This window comes from Saccharopolyspora sp. NPDC002686 (assembly GCF_040295745.1).
Taxonomy (GTDB): Bacteria; Actinomycetota; Actinomycetes; order Mycobacteriales; family Pseudonocardiaceae; genus Saccharopolyspora; species Saccharopolyspora oryzae.
Genome location: NZ_JBEOVY010000054.1, coordinates 1 through 15167, shown reverse-complemented (window position 1 = coordinate 15167; position 15167 = coordinate 1). Strand labels below are relative to the sequence as shown.

General features: G+C 70.7%; 14 protein-coding genes. 5 read left to right on the top strand and 9 right to left on the bottom strand.

Going from position 1 to position 15167, the window contains the following annotated elements:
• The first annotated feature begins 69 nt into the window (after window positions 1-69).
• The 3 genes from ABTZ89_RS10110 to ABTZ89_RS10100 all read left to right on the top strand — a co-directional run bounded on the left by ABTZ89_RS10110 (window position 70) and on the right by ABTZ89_RS10100 (window position 4566).
• Entirely contained in the window at window positions 70-927 is an 858-nt protein-coding gene (locus tag ABTZ89_RS10110) for a LysR family transcriptional regulator (RefSeq protein WP_270947890.1), read from the top strand.
• A gap of 127 nt (window positions 928-1054) precedes the next feature.
• The gene (locus tag ABTZ89_RS10105) at window positions 1055-3007 is read left to right on the top strand and encodes a hydantoinase/oxoprolinase family protein (RefSeq protein ID WP_351042501.1); all 1953 of its coding nucleotides are present in this window, start codon (window positions 1055-1057) and stop codon (window positions 3005-3007) included.
• Window positions 3004-4566: a hydantoinase B/oxoprolinase family protein gene (locus tag ABTZ89_RS10100; RefSeq protein ID WP_351042498.1), complete on the top strand. Its 1563-nt coding sequence runs from the start codon at window positions 3004-3006 to the stop codon at window positions 4564-4566. Before ABTZ89_RS10105 ends, ABTZ89_RS10100 begins: the two co-directional genes overlap by 4 nt.
• A gap of 110 nt (window positions 4567-4676) precedes the next feature.
• Here the strand turns inward: ABTZ89_RS10100 and ABTZ89_RS10095 are convergent, their stop codons facing one another.
• From ABTZ89_RS10095 to ABTZ89_RS10080, 4 genes are all read right to left on the bottom strand, one after another.
• Entirely contained in the window at window positions 4677-5606 is a 930-nt protein-coding gene (locus ABTZ89_RS10095) for a LysR family transcriptional regulator (RefSeq protein ID WP_351042495.1), read from the bottom strand.
• A 66-nt stretch (window positions 5607-5672) separates the two neighbouring features.
• Window positions 5673-7100, bottom strand: a complete 1428-nt coding sequence (locus ABTZ89_RS10090; protein WP_351042492.1) for an Nramp family divalent metal transporter — start codon at window positions 7098-7100, stop codon at window positions 5673-5675.
• Window positions 7101-7142: 42 nt separating this feature from the next.
• A complete protein-coding gene (locus tag ABTZ89_RS10085) occupies window positions 7143-8393 on the bottom strand; it encodes an MFS transporter (RefSeq protein ID WP_270947895.1) in 1251 nt (416 codons plus the stop codon).
• Window positions 8394-8562: 169 nt separating this feature from the next.
• The gene (locus tag ABTZ89_RS10080) at window positions 8563-9408 is read right to left on the bottom strand and encodes a hypothetical protein (protein ID WP_351042489.1); all 846 of its coding nucleotides are present in this window, start codon (window positions 9406-9408) and stop codon (window positions 8563-8565) included.
• Window positions 9409-9470: 62 nt separating this feature from the next.
• Between ABTZ89_RS10080 and ABTZ89_RS10075 the strand changes: the two genes are divergently transcribed.
• Both ABTZ89_RS10075 and ABTZ89_RS10070 read left to right on the top strand, forming a co-directional pair.
• Entirely contained in the window at window positions 9471-9653 is a 183-nt protein-coding gene (locus tag ABTZ89_RS10075) for a PspC domain-containing protein (RefSeq protein WP_270947897.1), read from the top strand.
• Window positions 9654-9726: 73 nt separating this feature from the next.
• Entirely contained in the window at window positions 9727-10707 is a 981-nt protein-coding gene (locus ABTZ89_RS10070) for an LLM class flavin-dependent oxidoreductase (protein ID WP_351042486.1), read from the top strand.
• Here the strand turns inward: ABTZ89_RS10070 and ABTZ89_RS10065 are convergent.
• The 5 genes from ABTZ89_RS10065 to ABTZ89_RS10045 all read right to left on the bottom strand — a co-directional run bounded on the left by ABTZ89_RS10065 (window position 10691) and on the right by ABTZ89_RS10045 (window position 15052).
• Window positions 10691-12682, bottom strand: coding sequence for an APC family permease (locus ABTZ89_RS10065; protein ID WP_351042483.1), 1992 nt, complete (start codon window positions 12680-12682; stop codon window positions 10691-10693). The two genes, ABTZ89_RS10070 and ABTZ89_RS10065, sit on opposite strands and share 17 nt — an antisense overlap.
• A gap of 75 nt (window positions 12683-12757) precedes the next feature.
• Window positions 12758-13513: an ectoine/hydroxyectoine ABC transporter ATP-binding protein EhuA gene (ehuA, locus tag ABTZ89_RS10060; protein WP_270948032.1), complete on the bottom strand. Its 756-nt coding sequence runs from the start codon at window positions 13511-13513 to the stop codon at window positions 12758-12760.
• A 13-nt stretch (window positions 13514-13526) separates the two neighbouring features.
• On the bottom strand, window positions 13527-14183 hold the full coding sequence (ehuD, locus tag ABTZ89_RS10055; protein WP_270947900.1) for an ectoine/hydroxyectoine ABC transporter permease subunit EhuD: 657 nt from the start codon (window positions 14181-14183) through the stop codon (window positions 13527-13529).
• Window positions 14180-14884, bottom strand: a complete 705-nt coding sequence (ehuC, locus tag ABTZ89_RS10050; protein ID WP_270947901.1) for an ectoine/hydroxyectoine ABC transporter permease subunit EhuC — start codon at window positions 14882-14884, stop codon at window positions 14180-14182. Before ehuC ends, ehuD begins: the two co-directional genes overlap by 4 nt.
• A 15-nt stretch (window positions 14885-14899) precedes the next feature.
• Window positions 14900-15052, bottom strand: a complete 153-nt coding sequence (locus ABTZ89_RS10045; RefSeq protein ID WP_351042479.1) for a hypothetical protein — start codon at window positions 15050-15052, stop codon at window positions 14900-14902.
• Window positions 15053-15167: the final 115 nt, after the last annotated feature.

The following is a 15167-nucleotide window of genomic DNA, read 5'->3' as shown; positions in this document are numbered from 1 at the left end:
TTCCCATGGCACCGAAACAACCAAGCACTTGTCCAAGTCCGGTTCGGCTTGCTTACATGCCTTCCGGACATGAACCTCCAACAGCTGCACTACCTCATCGCCGTCGTCGACCACGGCACGATGACGGCTGCCGCCCGTGCGCTGCACGTCTCCCAACCGGCGCTCGGGCGTGCGGTGCGCGCGCTGGAACGGGAGGTGGGCACGCCGCTGCTGGCCTCCAACGGGCGACGGTTGCACCCGACGCAGGAAGGACTGGCGGTCGTCGCCCACGCCCGGGCGATCTCCGGCCACATCACCGACATCCTGTCGTTGGGCGAACGGCGGGAGCTCGTCCTGGCGGCCACCCCGACCCTCGGCGCCGGGACGGCACCACGGCTGCTGCGCGTGCTGACCGAGCAGTGCCCGAACGCAACGGTGTCGCTGGAGCGGCGCGACGGACCGGCCGAAGTCGCCGCCGTGGTGCGGAACGGGCAGGCCATGGCCGGGATCGTCGAGCTGTCCGCGTCGGACCCGGTCGACGACGGGTTGGGCAGCGTAGCGCTGGGCAGCCGCGAGATCGTGCTGCTGTGCCCGAGCGGAATGCCGGTCCCCGCCGAACTCCCCCACGCGGGTCTGGCCGAGCTGTCGCTGATCCTGCCCGCGAACGGCCACCGGCGCAGCCAGCTCGACCTCTGGTTCACCTCGCTCGGGCTCCGACCGCGCGTGGTGTGCGAGACCGACGAGCGCCTGGCCTGGGAGCAGATGGTCGGCGCGGGGCTCGGGTGCGCGTTCACCGACCGGTGGCACGCCGAGAGCGCACCGGTCCGGGGCACGCGCATCGTGCGGTTGGCACCACCGATCCACACCGAGGTGAAGCTGCTGTACCGCAAGGACAATCCCAGCCGCACCCTGCGACTGCTGCTGGATGCCCTGGCACGCACCCCCTGATCAGCGCCGCAGCACCAGATCGGGAGCAGGCGCTGAAATTGCGCCGCCGTCCGCGAACCGGTGGACTTCAGGTATGCGCCCGGACCGGGAGACGGCTGGGGTCCGGGGTTGTCGGGCGGGTGACGCGATGCCGGACGAGGTCGAGGCGTGTGCCGGGGTGGACGTCGGAGGCACGTTCACCGACGTCGTCCTGCACGCCCCCGGCCACCGGCCGAAGGCCGTGAAGGTGCCCACCACCCCGTCCGATCCCGCCGAAGGGGTCCAGCGAGGCGTGGCGGAAAGCTTGCCGGACGGCGCCCTCCGCCTGCTTCCGCACGGCAGCACCACGGCGACCAATGCCGTGCTGGAGCGCAAGATCGCGCGCACCGCGTTCGTCACCACCGCAGGTTTCACCGACGTGCTGCAGATCGCCCGGCAGAACCGGCCCGCGCTCTACGACCTGTCGGTGACCAAGCCCGAGCCGCTCATCCCGCGGGAGCTGGTGGTCACGATCGAGGAGCGGATGGGGCCGGACGGCGAGCCGATCATCGCCCTGACCGACGACGAGATCGAGCGCGCGGTGGACGCAGTGCGTCGGCTGGAGCCCGAGGCGATCGCGGTGAGCCTGCTGTTCTCCTACGCGTGCGACGACCACGAGCGGCGGTTGTGCACCGCGCTGGGCGAGCTGGGTGTGCCGATCACCCGTTCCAGCGCGCTGCTGCCGGAATTCCGGGAGTTCGAGCGGGCGTCCACCTGCGTGCTCAACGCGGCGATCGAGCCGGTGATGCACCGGTACTTGTCCAACCTGGAAACCCGCTTGCCGGATCCGACCATCACCGTGATGACCTCCAGCGGCGGCACCGCCGGCGTGGACTTCGCCGCCACCGCTCCCGTGCACACCCTGCTGTCCGGACCGGCGGCCGGTGTGGTGGCGGCCGGGGCGGTGGCGCGTTCGGCCGGGTTCGACGACGCGATCGCGTTCGACATGGGCGGCACCTCGACCGACGTCTGCCTGATCCGCAACGGGCACCCGGAGGTCTCGACCTCTTCGGAGATCGCCGGTCTGCCGTTCCGCACCCCCGCTGTCGGGATCCACACGGTGGGGGCCGGAGGTGGCTCGATCGCCTGGGTGGACACCGGTGGCGCATTGCGGGTCGGGCCGCGTTCGGCGGGCGCGGACCCCGGACCCGCCTGCTACGGAGCAGGTGGGCAGGAACCGACCGTGACCGATGCGCACTGCGCGCTGGGCCACCTGGACCCGGCCCGCGAGCTCGGCGGCGGATTGCGCTTGGACGCCGACGCAGCGCACCGCGCGTTGTCCGGGCTGCCGGAGTCCGCTGGGGGCGTGCTCGCCGTGGTCCGGGCGACGATGGCGCGCGCGCTGCGCCGGGTCAGCACCGAACGCGGCGTCGACCCGTCCGGGTTGGCCCTGGTCGCTTACGGCGGCGCAGGCCCGCTGCACGCGACCGCGCTCGCACGCGAGCTCGGCTGCCCGGCGGTCGTGGTGCCCCCGGCGCCAGGCGTGCTCAGCGCGCTCGGCCTGCTGCTGGCCCCGCCCCGGTTCGAGGCCTCTCGAACCGTGTTGTCCAGCGCCGGGGACGACCTGTCGGAGCTCTGGGACGAACTGGCCGACGAAGCGCGCCGCGAGCTCGAAAAGCAAGGTGTGGCAACGAACATCGAACTGTCCAAAGTGGCCGACATGCGCTACGCGGGCCAGTCGCACGAGCTGCGGGTCGACGTGACCGGCGAAACCGGGACCGCCGAGCTGCTGCACACCGCGCACCGCGAGGCCTACGGCTACGAGATGCGGGACGAGCCGGTCGAGGTGGTGACGCTGCGCGTCGTCGCCCGGGGCGAACCGGTGCTCGCCGCCCCACCGGGGAACTGGGACCAGGGCAGCCCGGAGGCCAAGCCGGACCGCGAGATCGGCATCGGCGACCGGACGGTGCGCGCCCACGTCGTCCCGCGCGCCGGCCTGCGCCCGGGCGACGAGATCACCGGCCCGGCGCTGGTCGAACAGCCCGACACCACGACGCTGCTCGATGATGGCGAGGTGGCGGTCGTGGACGACGCGGAGAACCTGGTGGTGCGGTTGACATGACCGAACTGTCCGCGGTGGAACTCGAGGTGTTCCGGCACGCGCTGGCCGGGGTCGCCGACGAGATGGGCGTGGCCCTGCGCCGCGCCGCCTACTCCCCCAACATCAAGGAGCGCGCGGACTGCTCGGCCGCGGTGTTCGACGCCGACGGCGAGATGGTGGCCCAGGCCGAGCACATCCCGGTGCACCTGGGCGCGATGCCCGCCAGCGTCCGCGCGGTGCTGGACACCTGCGGTCGGCTCGAGCCGGGTGCGCAGGTGTGCGTCAACGACCCGTACCTGGGCGGGACCCACCTGCCGGACCTGACGATCGTCGCCGCGGTCGGTGACGGCGACCGGTTGCTGGGTTACGTGGCCAACCGCGCGCACCACGCCGACGTCGGCGGGGCGGCACCGGGTTCGATGCCCGCGTCGGCCACCGAGATCGCGATGGAGGGCGTGCGGATCCCACCGGTGCGCATCGCCGACGCCGACGGCGAGCGCGAGGACGTGGTCCGGCTGATCGCGGCCAATTCCCGCACTCCCGGTGAACGGCGCGGTGACCTGCGCGCCCAGTTCGCCGCCAACCACGTCGGCGCGGTGCGGATGCGCGAACTCGCCGAGCGGATGGGCTCGGAGCGGCTGCGCGCGGCTATGTCGGCGGTGTGCGACTACTCCGACCGCCGGGTGCGGGCGGCGATCCGCGAGATCCCCGACGGCTGCTACCGCAACGAGGACGTGCTGGAGATCGGCGACGGCGTGCCGATCCGGGCGGCGGTGACCGTCGCCGGCGACGAGGTGGCGATCGACTTCGACGGCACCGCCGACCAGATCCCGGTGAACTGCAACGCGGTGTTCGCGGTGACGCTGTCGGCGTCGATGTTCGTCCTGCGGATGCTCACCGATCCCGACGCACCGCCCAACGCCGGGTGCTACCGGACGTTGCGCGTGACCGCGCCCGAGGGCACCGTGGTCAACCCCGTGTTCCCGGCGCCGACTGCGGCGGGCAACGTCGAGACCAGCCAGCGCATCGTGGACGTCCTGCTCGGCGCGTTCGCCCAGGCGATCCCCGACCGCGTGCCGGCAGCGGGCCAGGGAACGATGAACAACCTGCTCATCGGCGGTAGCGAACCGGCGTTCAGCTACTACGAGACGCTCGGCGGCGGTGAGGGCGGAACCCCCGACCGGGCCGGCATGTCCGGGGTGCACACCGGCATGACCAACACGCAGAACACCCCGGCCGAGGCGGTGGAGCTCGGCTACCCGCTGCGGGTCTGGCGCTACGAGTTGCGCCCGTCCTCGGGCGGCGCTGGGCACCACCCCGGCGGCGAAGGCCTGGTGCGCGAGATCGAAGCCCTGGCCGACTGCACCTTGACGATCCAGTCCGAGCGCCGCAGCCACGCGCCTCCGGGCGCCCGGGGCGGCCTGCCCGGCGAGGTGGGCCGCAACGTCCTCGTCCGCGCCGACGGCGCTGAGCAGGAACTCCCGGCGAAGGGCACCTGGCCGCTGCGCCGAGGAGACCGGATCCGCATCGAAACCCCAGGTGGCGGGGGCTGGGGAAAGCCGGCGGGAGAGTTACGCTGAAGCTGCGGACCGGGCGCTCCGCGCTGGCACGTGGAGCATTCGCACCCCCGGCCCACGGAGCCTCCGACCCACGCGGCCGGAGGCTTCCCACGTCGGTGCGAGGCAGTCCCTCAGGATCCGAACGCCGGGAGCGGCGCCTCGGCGAGGAGCGCGTGCACCGCTTCCTTGGCCCGGGTGGGGGTTCTGTCGGTCCGCCACCACAAAGCGACTTCACGTCCCCGAACGGCGTCGGCGATCGGGACGACGTGGACGCCTTCGGTGTTCGCCATCAGCATCGCCAGGGCGTTGGTCACGCCGACCGCGATTCCCCGGCGCGCCAGGGCGATCAGGGTCTGCGGTTGGTTGGTGCGGAACACGACGTCGGGCACCAGACCGGCCTGCTCGAAGGCCATCGCCGTCTCGACGTTGTCGTTGCCGCGGCCGGTGTTGTCCCCCACCGTGATCAGTTGCCGGCAGGCCAGCTCCGCCAACCGCAGCGGGCCTGCCGGGGCCTCCTCGTCGGGCACGACCGCCACCAGTGGTTCCTGCCAGAGCGTTCGGCAGGTGAACGCGTCGCTGGTCGGCGCGGGCAGCACCGGGCGGACGGCGAGATCGACGTCGCCGGAGAGCAGCGCCGCCTCCAGTTCCAGCGTCGTGCCCTCCCACAGCACCAGCTCGACACCGGGGTACCGCAGCGCGCTCTGCTCCAGCAGGAACGGGAACAGGTGCGCCGCCGCGCTGGGGTAGGCGCCCAAGCGCACCTTCCCGCACACCCGCTGCGCGGCGCGCGACGCGTTGTCGCTGGCCGCCTGGAGGTGCTGCAGCATGCCGCGGGCGTGCGGCAGCAGCTCGCGGCCTTCGGCGGTGAGCTCGACCGGGGTGCAGGCGCGGTCGAACAACCGCACGCCCAGCGCTCGTTCCAGTTCGGCGACGTGGGTGCTGATCCTCGACTGCGACCGGTACAGGGCGTGCGCCGCGGCCGAGAACCCGCCGTTCTCCACCACGGAGACGAAGCTGATGAACCAGTCCAGGCGGAAGCGGTACGCCTCCGCCGCCTTCACCGCGACCACCCCGCGTCGTCCATGCCACCACCTGTCCGGTCCGCCGCACCCGACAGATGATCTCGGTCAGCCGAACAACTTGTCCAGCTGCTGGTGCGCGGTCAGCACCGCGAGCACGCCGAACAGCAGGATCGACCAGATCAGCGCCGCCATCCGGTAGCCGCGGATGCGGATCGGGCCGGGCAGCATCTTCCGGTTGATCGCGATCAGCAGACCGGAGTAGATGAACATCATCGTCCCGCCGGTGCAGGCCGCGATCGTGGCCAGCAGCAGCGGCTGGCCGAGACCGGCGAGGACCACCACGATGCCGATCAGCACCAGACCCCACACCAGCACCGCGTAGAGCAGGCTCTCCGAGACCTTCGGGAAGTAGGTCGTCTTCAGCACGTCGGCGGCCAGCCGGCTGGTGTAGTCGACGATGCCCAGCGCCGCGGCGAACAGCGAGAACGCGCCCACGATCCAGAAGAAGTAGCCGAACCAGCCGCCAGCCGCGGCCATCATCGCCTCGCCCTCGACGCGCAGGAACGACACGTCGTTGGACACCTCGCCGGAGCCGAAGACGGTCGCGTACGCCAGCAGCGACATGAACATGATGGACAGGAACGTGATGGCCACGAAGGTCCACGCCTGCTCCTTGTTGGCGAAGCGCCACCACGCCCGCCAGCGGCCCAGGTTCTCCTCGGTGGCCGGGAAGATGAACCCGGCCTGGCCGCGCGCTTCGGTCTCCCCGGTCAGCGGCGAGACGATCTTGGGCACGTAGCGGCCCATGCCGAAGCCCTTGTCCCGGATCCAGTTGCTCTGCACCAGGTTCTGGCCGCCACCGGCGCCGGCGAAGGCCAGCGCGCCCATCAGCACGGCGAAGCCCAGTTCCGCGGCCGGGAAGCGCGGTTCGGTGACGATCGAGGGCACCGCGCTCCAAGCGCTGGCGCCGATGACGGACACCGAGCCGATCACGATGAGCAGCAAGATCGCGGCCACCTTGACCATCTGCGCCCGTTCCAGCGCGGTGTAGACGGCGGGGGCCAGGGTGAGGATCAGCGCCACGACGACGAGGATCACCACCGACACCACTGCGACGTCGCCGCCGAAGGCGTAGGTGAACAGGGTCGCCGAGCTGGTCGCCCAGGCCGGCCACAGGTTCGCGAAGTAGGCCATCACCGCGAACACCAGGCCCCAGTGCTTCCACAACCGGCTGAACCCGGTGACCGCGGTTTCCCCGGTGGCCAGGGTGTAGCGCTCGATCTCCATGTTCAGGAAGTACTGGGTGAGCAGGCCGAGCAGCGCGGCCCACACGAAGGTCAGCCCGACCTGCGAGGTGATGTACGGGAAGAGGATGAACTCACCGCTGGCCAGCCCCACACCGGCGGCGACGATGCCGGGGCCGATCAGCCGCCACTGCTTGACCGGCGGTTCCGGCAGGTCGCGAACCTGCGGCCGCGGGATGTGCTTGTCCGGGAAGGCCTCCGCCGGATCGGTCCGGTTCGCTTCGACCATGCGCGTCCCCTCACCACGGGTGTCTGATGTGGACAGTTCCGGTCATCGGACCGGTTCGGCCTCGGGCATGCCGACGGGTTTGCCGACCAGGAACGCGTAGCTGAGCGCTGCGACGATGGCGATCCCGCTGGCCGCCAGCAGCGCGAGCACGAAGGATCCGGTCTCGTCGACGATGATCCCGGTGATCAGCGGGGCGAACGCACCGCCGAAGTAGCCGCCGAAGTTCTGCAGGCTGCCCAGCGACGCGGTGATCCGCTCGGCGCCGACGGTGGTGGCCAGCGACCAGGCACCGGCGCTGGCGTTGTTCATGAAGAACTGCGAGGCGGAGATGCACACCAGCGCGAGCGTGGTGCTCGGGGTGAGCGCCACCGGGATGGTGCACAGCCCGCCGAGCAGCAATCCGGCGCAGATCGGCACCTTGCGGGCGATCATGGTCGAAACCCCGCGCCGCACCAGCAGATCGCCGACGCCGCCACCGGAGAGCATGCCCAGCGTTCCGGCCAGGTAGGGCACGATGAGCGCCATGCCGGTGTCGGCCACGCTCAGCCCGCGCTCGCCTTCCAGGTAGGCCGGGAGCCAGGTCAGGTAGAGGTAGATGGAGTAGATGACGCCGGAGAAGCCGATCATCATGCCCCAGGTGCTGCGGTGCCGCAGCAGGCCGAGCCATTCGCGCAGCGACACCGGTTCCGGGGCGGGTTCGGGGTCGTCCAGCAACTGCTTGCGGTCCCGGTAGACGACGAACCAGATCAGCGCCAGCACGATCCCGGCGACGCCCGCGACCACGAACATCGTGCGCCACCCGTAGCTGAGCATCAGCCAGGTCAGCAGCGGCGGCGCGATGGCCGGGGCCAGCGTCGAAGCGGTGTTGAACAGCCCGATCGGCAGTCCGCGCGATTCGCGCGGGAACCAGTCGGCGACGACCTTGGCGCCACCGGGGAACGCCGGTGCTTCACCGATCCCCAGGAACAGGCGTCCGAACAGCATCTGCTTGAAGTTCGCGGCGAGCCCGCAGAAGGCCTGCGCGATCGACCACAGCAGCAGTCCGCCGCCGAGCACCTTCCGCGGCCCGAACCGGTCGAGCAACCCGCCCGCGGGCAGCTGGGCGAAGGCGTAGGCCCAGGAGAAGACCGACAGCAGCAGCCCCATCTCGGTGGGGCCGATGCCGAACTCGTCCTGGACGCTGTGGTTGGCGATGGCCAGCGTGCTCCGGTCGATGTAGTTGACGATGCCGATGAGCAGCAACATCACGAGCAGCAGGACGCGCATCCGGCGGATGCTCTGCGGTGGCTTCATTCGGTTCCCCCGGACGGCGGTGTCCTAGTAGGGCCAACGTGCCCGGACCCGACCGAGCCGCGGAGATCGCCCGCCGGATTCCGGCGCTTGACCATAAGCAGCCGTCACACCCCGGTGAAGCGCACTTTTCGCATACCTGCCATCCGCTCCGCGGATGACGCACCGCGCCTCACGGCGCTTCCGCGCTCCGCAGCCGCTCCGCTACCGCGTCCCGCTCGCGCTGCGCGCGCTCCCGGCGCTGCCGTGCGGCTTTCGCGCCGCGTCGGAGCTCGCGCTGCTCGCCCTCCGCCCGCTCCAGCGCGTCCCGGCGCTGCGCGAGCTGCTCCCGCAGCTCCTCGATCTCGTCGCGGAGCTCCTCGCACCGCTCCTCTGCTTCGCGCTCCGCGCGCTCAGCGGTCTCCAACGCGTCAGCGGCCTCGCCGAGCTGCGCTTCGCTACGCCGGAGCTCCTCCCGGAGCTCGGCAACCCGCGCCTTCCCAGCGCGCGCCTTCTCCGCGGGTTCCGCCTTCGCATTGCGCCGCATCGCAGCAACAGCGAGCTCATCGAGCCCGAACCCGCTGTACTCCAGGGGTTTCGACAGCGTCCCGGCTTGAACCTCGCGCCCGGCAACCGGATCGGAGAGCGCAGCGGTGAGAGTCTGCTCCACCTGCTGACGGGTCGGTTCGGTCAGCGGGTGCCCGCCCTCCGTCGCGAGGGCAGCCGCGAGGTCGGTCAGCTCCCGCAGAACGCGGGCCCGCTCACCGGCCAAGCCCCGGATGTCGTCGCCCCGCAGCTCGCGCTGAGCCGACCGCAACCGCTCCCCCAGCTCCAGCAGGACCGACAGCGCGTCAGGCTCGCGGACCGCCAGCAGGTTCACCGCCCACGCGGCAGCAGTGGGCTTGCGCAGCTTCTTGAGCGCAGCCGCGAGCTCTTCGTCGCCGCGCTCCTTGGCCGCAGCGGCTTCCCGGTCCCGCGCGGGGATGAACCCGGCCGGGTCGGCGGTGCACAGCTCACGGGCGACCTGCTCGAACTCCACCAGGTCAACGTGCCACGCCGGCCCGACGTGCGCGATGTCCGGGCGGGTCGCAGGCTGTGGGCATGAGCAGCTTGGAACGTCCTCGCGACGGTCGCATGATCGCCGGTGTGTGCCGCGGGATCGCCCACCGGTTCGGTTGGAGCGTCGGCCTGGTCCGCCTGGCTTTCGTGGTCTCCTGCGTCCTGCCTGGCCCGCAGGTCCTGTTCTACCTGTTCCTCTGGATCCTGATCCCCAGCGCCCCGTAGTCGCGCCCTGTGGCCCGGGTCATCCCCGCCGGTGGAATCCCGGCGCCCGGTGCGCGTTGACCACGGTGTGAGCTTGCGTCTTTCCGTGCTGGACCGCTCGCACGTCGGGCGGGGGCTGAGCCCGCAGCAGGCGTTGCGGGACACCGTCCGCTTCGCCCAGCAGGTCGAGGACCTCGGCTACCACCGGTTCTGGGTGGCCGAGCACCACAGCGTGCCCGGTGTCGCCGGGGCCGCGCCCACCGTGCTGGCGGCAGCCGTCGCCGCCGCGACCAGCCGGATCCGGGTCGGAACTGGTGGTGTCATGCTGCCCAACCACCAGCCGCTCGTGGTGGCCGAGCAGTTCGGCGTGCTCGGCTCGCTGTTCCCGGACCGCATCGACGTCGGTCTGGGCCGTTCGGTCGGCTTCACCGACGGCATCCGGCGCGCTCTGGGGCGGGGCAAGGAAGATGCGGACCGGTTCGGCGAGCAGCTCGCGGAACTGCTGACCTACCTGGACGGCCGGCAGAGCGCCGGCGTGCACGCCGTCCCGGCCGAAGGCCTGGATCTGCCGGTGTTCCTGCTCGCCACCGGTTCCGGCGCGAGCACCGCAGCGGAGTTCGGGTTGCCGCTGGTGATCGCCGCCGCGCACGGGGACGACCGGATGATCCGCACGATCGAGCAGTACCGAGCGGACTTCCGGCCATCGGCGCAGGCCAGCGAGCCGTACGTGGTCCTCGCCCGGTCGATCGCCGTCGCCGGCAGCACCGAGCGGGCGGAGCGGCTGCTCGTCCCCGAGGCGTGGGCGACGGCCTACTCCCGCACGCACGGCGAGTTCCCGCCGCTGGAGTCCCCGGAGCAGGTCCTGGCCCGGGAGATGTCCGACCGCCAGCGCGCCCAGTTCGAGCGCGCCCTGCGGGGTCACCTGTTCGGCACCCCGGACGAGGTCGCCGCCGGGTTGGCGGAACTGGTCGCGCGCACCGGCGCGGACGAAGTCCTGGTCACCACCACCGCCCACGATCCGGCCGACCGGCTCGACTCCTACCGCCTGCTCAGCGAGCTCAGTCCGGCGGGGTGATGCCGCGGCGGGCGTGACCGGGCGCGCGATCGGCGCGGTCGACCTGCCGCCGGTGGCTGGAGTCCAGCTGCCACGGCACGCTGACCACCAGCACGCCCGGCTCGAACCGCAGCCGCCAGGTCAGGCGCAGCGAGCTCTGGTTGTGCAGCAGGTTCTCCCACCAGCGCCCGGCCACGTACTCCGGGATGTAGACGCACACCAGGTCGCGGGGCCCGGCGCGGCGGATGCGCTTGATGTAGTCGATGACCGGCCGGGTGATCTCCCGGTACGGCGACTCCACGACCTTCAGCGGGGTCTCGATGCCCTGCCGGTCCCATTCCCGGCGCAGCACCTCGGTGTCCACCTCGTCGACGTTCACGGTGAGCGCGGTCAGCGTGTCCGGCCGGTTGGCGCGGGCGAACGCCAGGGCGCGCAGCGTCGGCTTGTGCAGCGTCGACACCAGCACGACCGAGTGCACCCGGCTGGGCAGGGCGACGTCGCCCGGTTCCGGCTCCAGTTCCCGGCGCACGTCGCCGTAGTAGCGGTGGATGCCGCGCATCAGTGCGAACAGCACCGGGATCGCGATCACGACGAGGTAGGCGCCGTGGGTGAACTTGGTCGCCAGCACCACCACCAGCACCGTCGCGGTCAGCACCGCGCCGACGGCGTTGATCAGCCGGTTGCCGTGGATGCGGTGGCGCTCGGCCGGGTCGGCGTCGGCCAGCGCGGTGTTCCAGTGCTTGACCATGCCGATCTGGCTGAGCGTGAACGAGGTGAACACCCCGATGATGTAGAGCTGGATCAGCGCCGTCACCGAGCCTTCGAACGCGGCGATGAGCGCGATCGCGACCAGCCCGAGCAGGACGATGCCGTTGGAGTGGGCCAACCGGTCACCGCGGGTGTGCAGCTGGCGCGGCAGGTAGCGGCGCTGGGCCAGCAGCGACGCCAGCGTCGGGAAGCCGTTGAACGCGGTGTTGGCGGCCAGCAGCAGGATCAGCGCGGCACCGGCCTGCACGACGTAGAACAGCACGCTGCCCGAGCCGAACACCGCTGCCGCCACCTGCGCGATGACGGTGCGCTGGCCGGTGCTGTGGCAGTCGGTGGGGAAGCCGATCAGGTCGCACGGGTCTTCGGCGACCCGCACCTGGGCGATCATCGACAGCGCGGTCACCCCGCTGAACAGGAAGATCGCCAGGATGCCCATGATCACCAGGGTCCGCCCCGCGTTGGCCGCCTTCGGCCGCTGGAACGCGGGCACCCCGTTGGAGATGGCTTCCACGCCGGTCAGCGCGGTGCAGCCGGAGGCGAACGCCCGCAGCAGCAGGAACACGAAGGCGACGCCGGTGATGTCCACCTCCTCCGGCCGGATCGTCCAGCCCGCGCTCTCCGCGACCGGCGGGTTCCCCGCGGCGAGCTGGACCAACCCGACCACGATGGTCAGTCCGAGCGCGACGACGAACAGGTAGGTGGGCACCGCGAAGGCCCGTCCCGATTCGCGCGCGCCGCGGAGGTTCATCGCCATGAGCAGCACCAGCACGCCGACCGCCAGCCACACCCGGTGCGGGTAGAGCTGCGGCACCGCCGACACGACGTTGTCGACCCCGGCGGCGACCGACACCGCCACCGTCATCACGTAGTCGACCATCAGCGCCGCGGCCACCACCAGGCTCGGGTCGCGGCCGAGGTTGCGCACCACGACCTCGTAGGAGCCGCCGCCGCTGGGGTAGGCGTGCACCACCTGCCGGTAGGAAGCGACGACCACCGCGAGCAGCACCACCACGGCCAGCGCCACCCACGGCGTCAGGTGCAGCAGCGCGATCCCGCCGATGGACAGGATCAGCAGGATCTCCTGCGTGGCGTAGGTGACCGAGGACAGCGCATCGCTGGCGAAGATCGGCAGCGCCAGCCGCTTCGGCAGCAGCGTCTCCGCGACCCGGTCGCTGCGCAACGGCCGACCGAGCAGCAAGCGCTTCAACAGGTTGACAGCCGAAGGCACCGCCCCAGCCTAGGTCGGCTCGGCGCAGCCCACCTGTTCAACCAGGCCCACCAGATCCGTCGCCGCAGACGCAGGTCACTTGCGTTCGAGGACCGCCTTGAGGAAGCGCTGGGTGCGGTCGTGCTGGGGGTTCTGGAAGATCGTCGAGGGCGGACCGGATTCGACGATCTGGCCGCCGTCGAACATCAGGACCCGGTCCGAGATCTCCTCGGCGAAGCGCATCTCGTGGGTCACCAGCAGCATCGTCATGGCCGTGGTGCGCGCGAGGTCGCGGATCACGTTCAGAACCTCGCCGATCAGCTCCGGGTCCAGCGCGGAGGTGACCTCGTCGAAGAGCATCACCTTCGGCCGCATCGCCAGCGCGCGGGCGATCGCGACGCGCTGCTGCTGACCGCCGGAGAGCTGCCCCGGCTTGTGCCCGAGGTGTTTTTCCAGGCCGACCAGCTGCAGCAGCTCGACCGCGCGCTGCTCGGCCTCATCCCGGCTCATGCCGAGCACCCGGACCGGCGACAGCATCACGTTGTTCAGCACGGTCATGTGCGGGAACAGGTTGAAGTGCTGGAACACCATCCCGATCTTGCGGCGGACGGCCGCTTGCCGCTTGGCGTCGACCACCGCACCTCCGCGGCGGTCCCACAGCGGCTCGCCGTCGACCGCGACCAGACCGGTGTCCGGTTCCTCCAACGTCATGAGCAGCCGCAGGATGGTGGTCTTCCCGGATCCGCTGGGCCCGATGATGGAGACCTTCTCCCCCGCCGCGACGCCGAGGTCGAGCTCGCGCAGCACCTGGTTGTCGCCGAAGGACTTCCCCACTCCGGAGAACGAGATCATCGGCTGGACGTCCTCATCTCGGATGGGCAAGGCGCAGCTCCAATCGTTTGATCAACTTCGCGGCCGGGAGGCTGACCGCCAGGAAGAGAAGTCCCGCGATGGTCAGCGGCTCCAGGTAGCGGTAGCTGCTGGAACCGATCGCGGTCGCGTGGTTGAGCAGTTCGAAAACCGTGATGGCGGCCAGGATCGCCGAATCCTTGAACATCTGCACCAGGTAGTTGCCCAGCGCCGGAACGACGTCGCGGATCGCCTGCGGCAGCACCACGAACCGCCACCGCTGCCAGCCGGACAGGCTCAGCGCGGTGCCCGCTTCCCACTGCCCCGCCGGCACGCACTGGATCCCGGCGCGGTACACCTCAGCGGTGTAGGCGCTGTAGTTGATGCCGATGACGATGATCCCGGTGATCAGCGGCGAGAACTTCACCCCCACCGTCGGCAGCACGTAGAAGGCGAAGTACGCCTGCACCAGCAGCGGCGTGCCCCGCACGAACAGCACGAAGAACCCGAAGATCCGCCCGAGCACCGGCACCTTCGAATACCGCACCACGGCCAGGACCAAGCCCAGCACGAGCGCGATCGCCATGCCGAGCAAGGTGATCTGCACGGTCACCAGCAGACCGTCCAAAAGGGACGGAACGATCCGCAACGCGAAATCCCAGTCCCAGATCATGAGCGAACCATCTCCCCAGATCGGAACATCCGGCGCAGCAAGGAATCCCGCGCCTCAGGTCGGGCTACGTCGAACCGGCGTTCCAGCCAGTCCGAACCCAGCGAGAGCAGGTACGCGACCAGGAAGTAGAGCACCAGGATGGTGCCGAACACCGCCGCCGTGGCCCCGGTGGTCGAGCGCACCCACTGGGCCCGGAAGGTCAGGTCCGCCACGGTCACCAGCGACACCAGCGAGGTGTTCTTCAGCAGGTCGACGAAGACGTTGCCGAACGGCGGGATCATCGCCGGAATCGCCTGCGGCAGGATCACGAACCGCATCCGCTGGTAGGGCGTCAGGCTCAGTGCGACCGCACCTTCCCGCTGGCCGCGAGGCAGGGCGTTGATCGCGCCGCGCACGATCTCCGCCCCGTAGGCACCCTCGTTGAGCCCGAGCGCCAGCACGGCCGCGGCGAACGGCACGAGCTGCACCCCGAAGAACGGCAGCGCGTAGAACAGCCAGAACAGCTGCACCAGCATCGACGTCCCGCGGAACACCTCGACGAACACCCCGGCGGGCAAGCGCACCCAGCGCCGCCGCGACATCCGGCACAACCCGGCGGCGAACGCGACCAGGACGGTGAACACCATCCCGGCCGCGGTCAGCGCCAACGTGATCAGCAGGCCTTCGAGCAGCAGCGGCAAGTACGGCAGAATCTGCGACATCGCCTCAGAACTCCGTCAGCCCGCCACCGAGCAGAGCTGGTCGCGAGTGACCTTTCTCGACGCGTCGGCGGAGAATCCCCACTTCGCGAGGATCTGGTCGAACTCCGGGCTCGCCTTCAGCGCGCGCAGCTGTTCGTCGTAGGCGTTCACCAGGTCCTGGTCTTCCATCCGGAAGCCGGCTCCCGAACCCGTCTGCTGCACGTCATCGATCGCGGGGGTGATCTCGATGCCGTCGGTCTACAGCGACTCCAGCGACAGGGTCGGCAGGAAGAACGCGTCGGCC

Bases quoted from the DNA above. Each gene is read 5' to 3' on its own strand.
- ABTZ89_RS10110 (WP_270947890.1), top strand. From the start codon at position 70: ATGAACCTCCAACAGCTGCACTACCTCATCGCCGTCGTCGACCACGGC.
- ABTZ89_RS10105 (WP_351042501.1), top strand. From the start codon at position 1,055: ATGCCGGACGAGGTCGAGGCGTGTGCCGGGGTGGACGTCGGAGGCACG.
- ABTZ89_RS10100 (WP_351042498.1), top strand. From the start codon at position 3,004: ATGACCGAACTGTCCGCGGTGGAACTCGAGGTGTTCCGGCACGCGCTG.
- ABTZ89_RS10090 (WP_351042492.1), bottom strand. From the start codon at position 7,100: ATGGTCGAAGCGAACCGGACCGATCCGGCGGAGGCCTTCCCGGACAAG.
- ABTZ89_RS10085 (WP_270947895.1), bottom strand. From the start codon at position 8,393: ATGAAGCCACCGCAGAGCATCCGCCGGATGCGCGTCCTGCTGCTCGTG.
- ABTZ89_RS10075 (WP_270947897.1), top strand. From the start codon at position 9,471: ATGAGCAGCTTGGAACGTCCTCGCGACGGTCGCATGATCGCCGGTGTG.
- ehuA (WP_270948032.1), bottom strand. From the start codon at position 13,513: ATGATCTCGTTCTCCGGAGTGGGGAAGTCCTTCGGCGACAACCAGGTG.
- ehuD (WP_270947900.1), bottom strand. From the start codon at position 14,183: ATGATCTGGGACTGGGATTTCGCGTTGCGGATCGTTCCGTCCCTTTTG.
- ehuC (WP_270947901.1), bottom strand. From the start codon at position 14,884: ATGTCGCAGATTCTGCCGTACTTGCCGCTGCTGCTCGAAGGCCTGCTG.
- ABTZ89_RS10045 (WP_351042479.1), bottom strand. From the start codon at position 15,052: ATGGAAGACCAGGACCTGGTGAACGCCTACGACGAACAGCTGCGCGCG.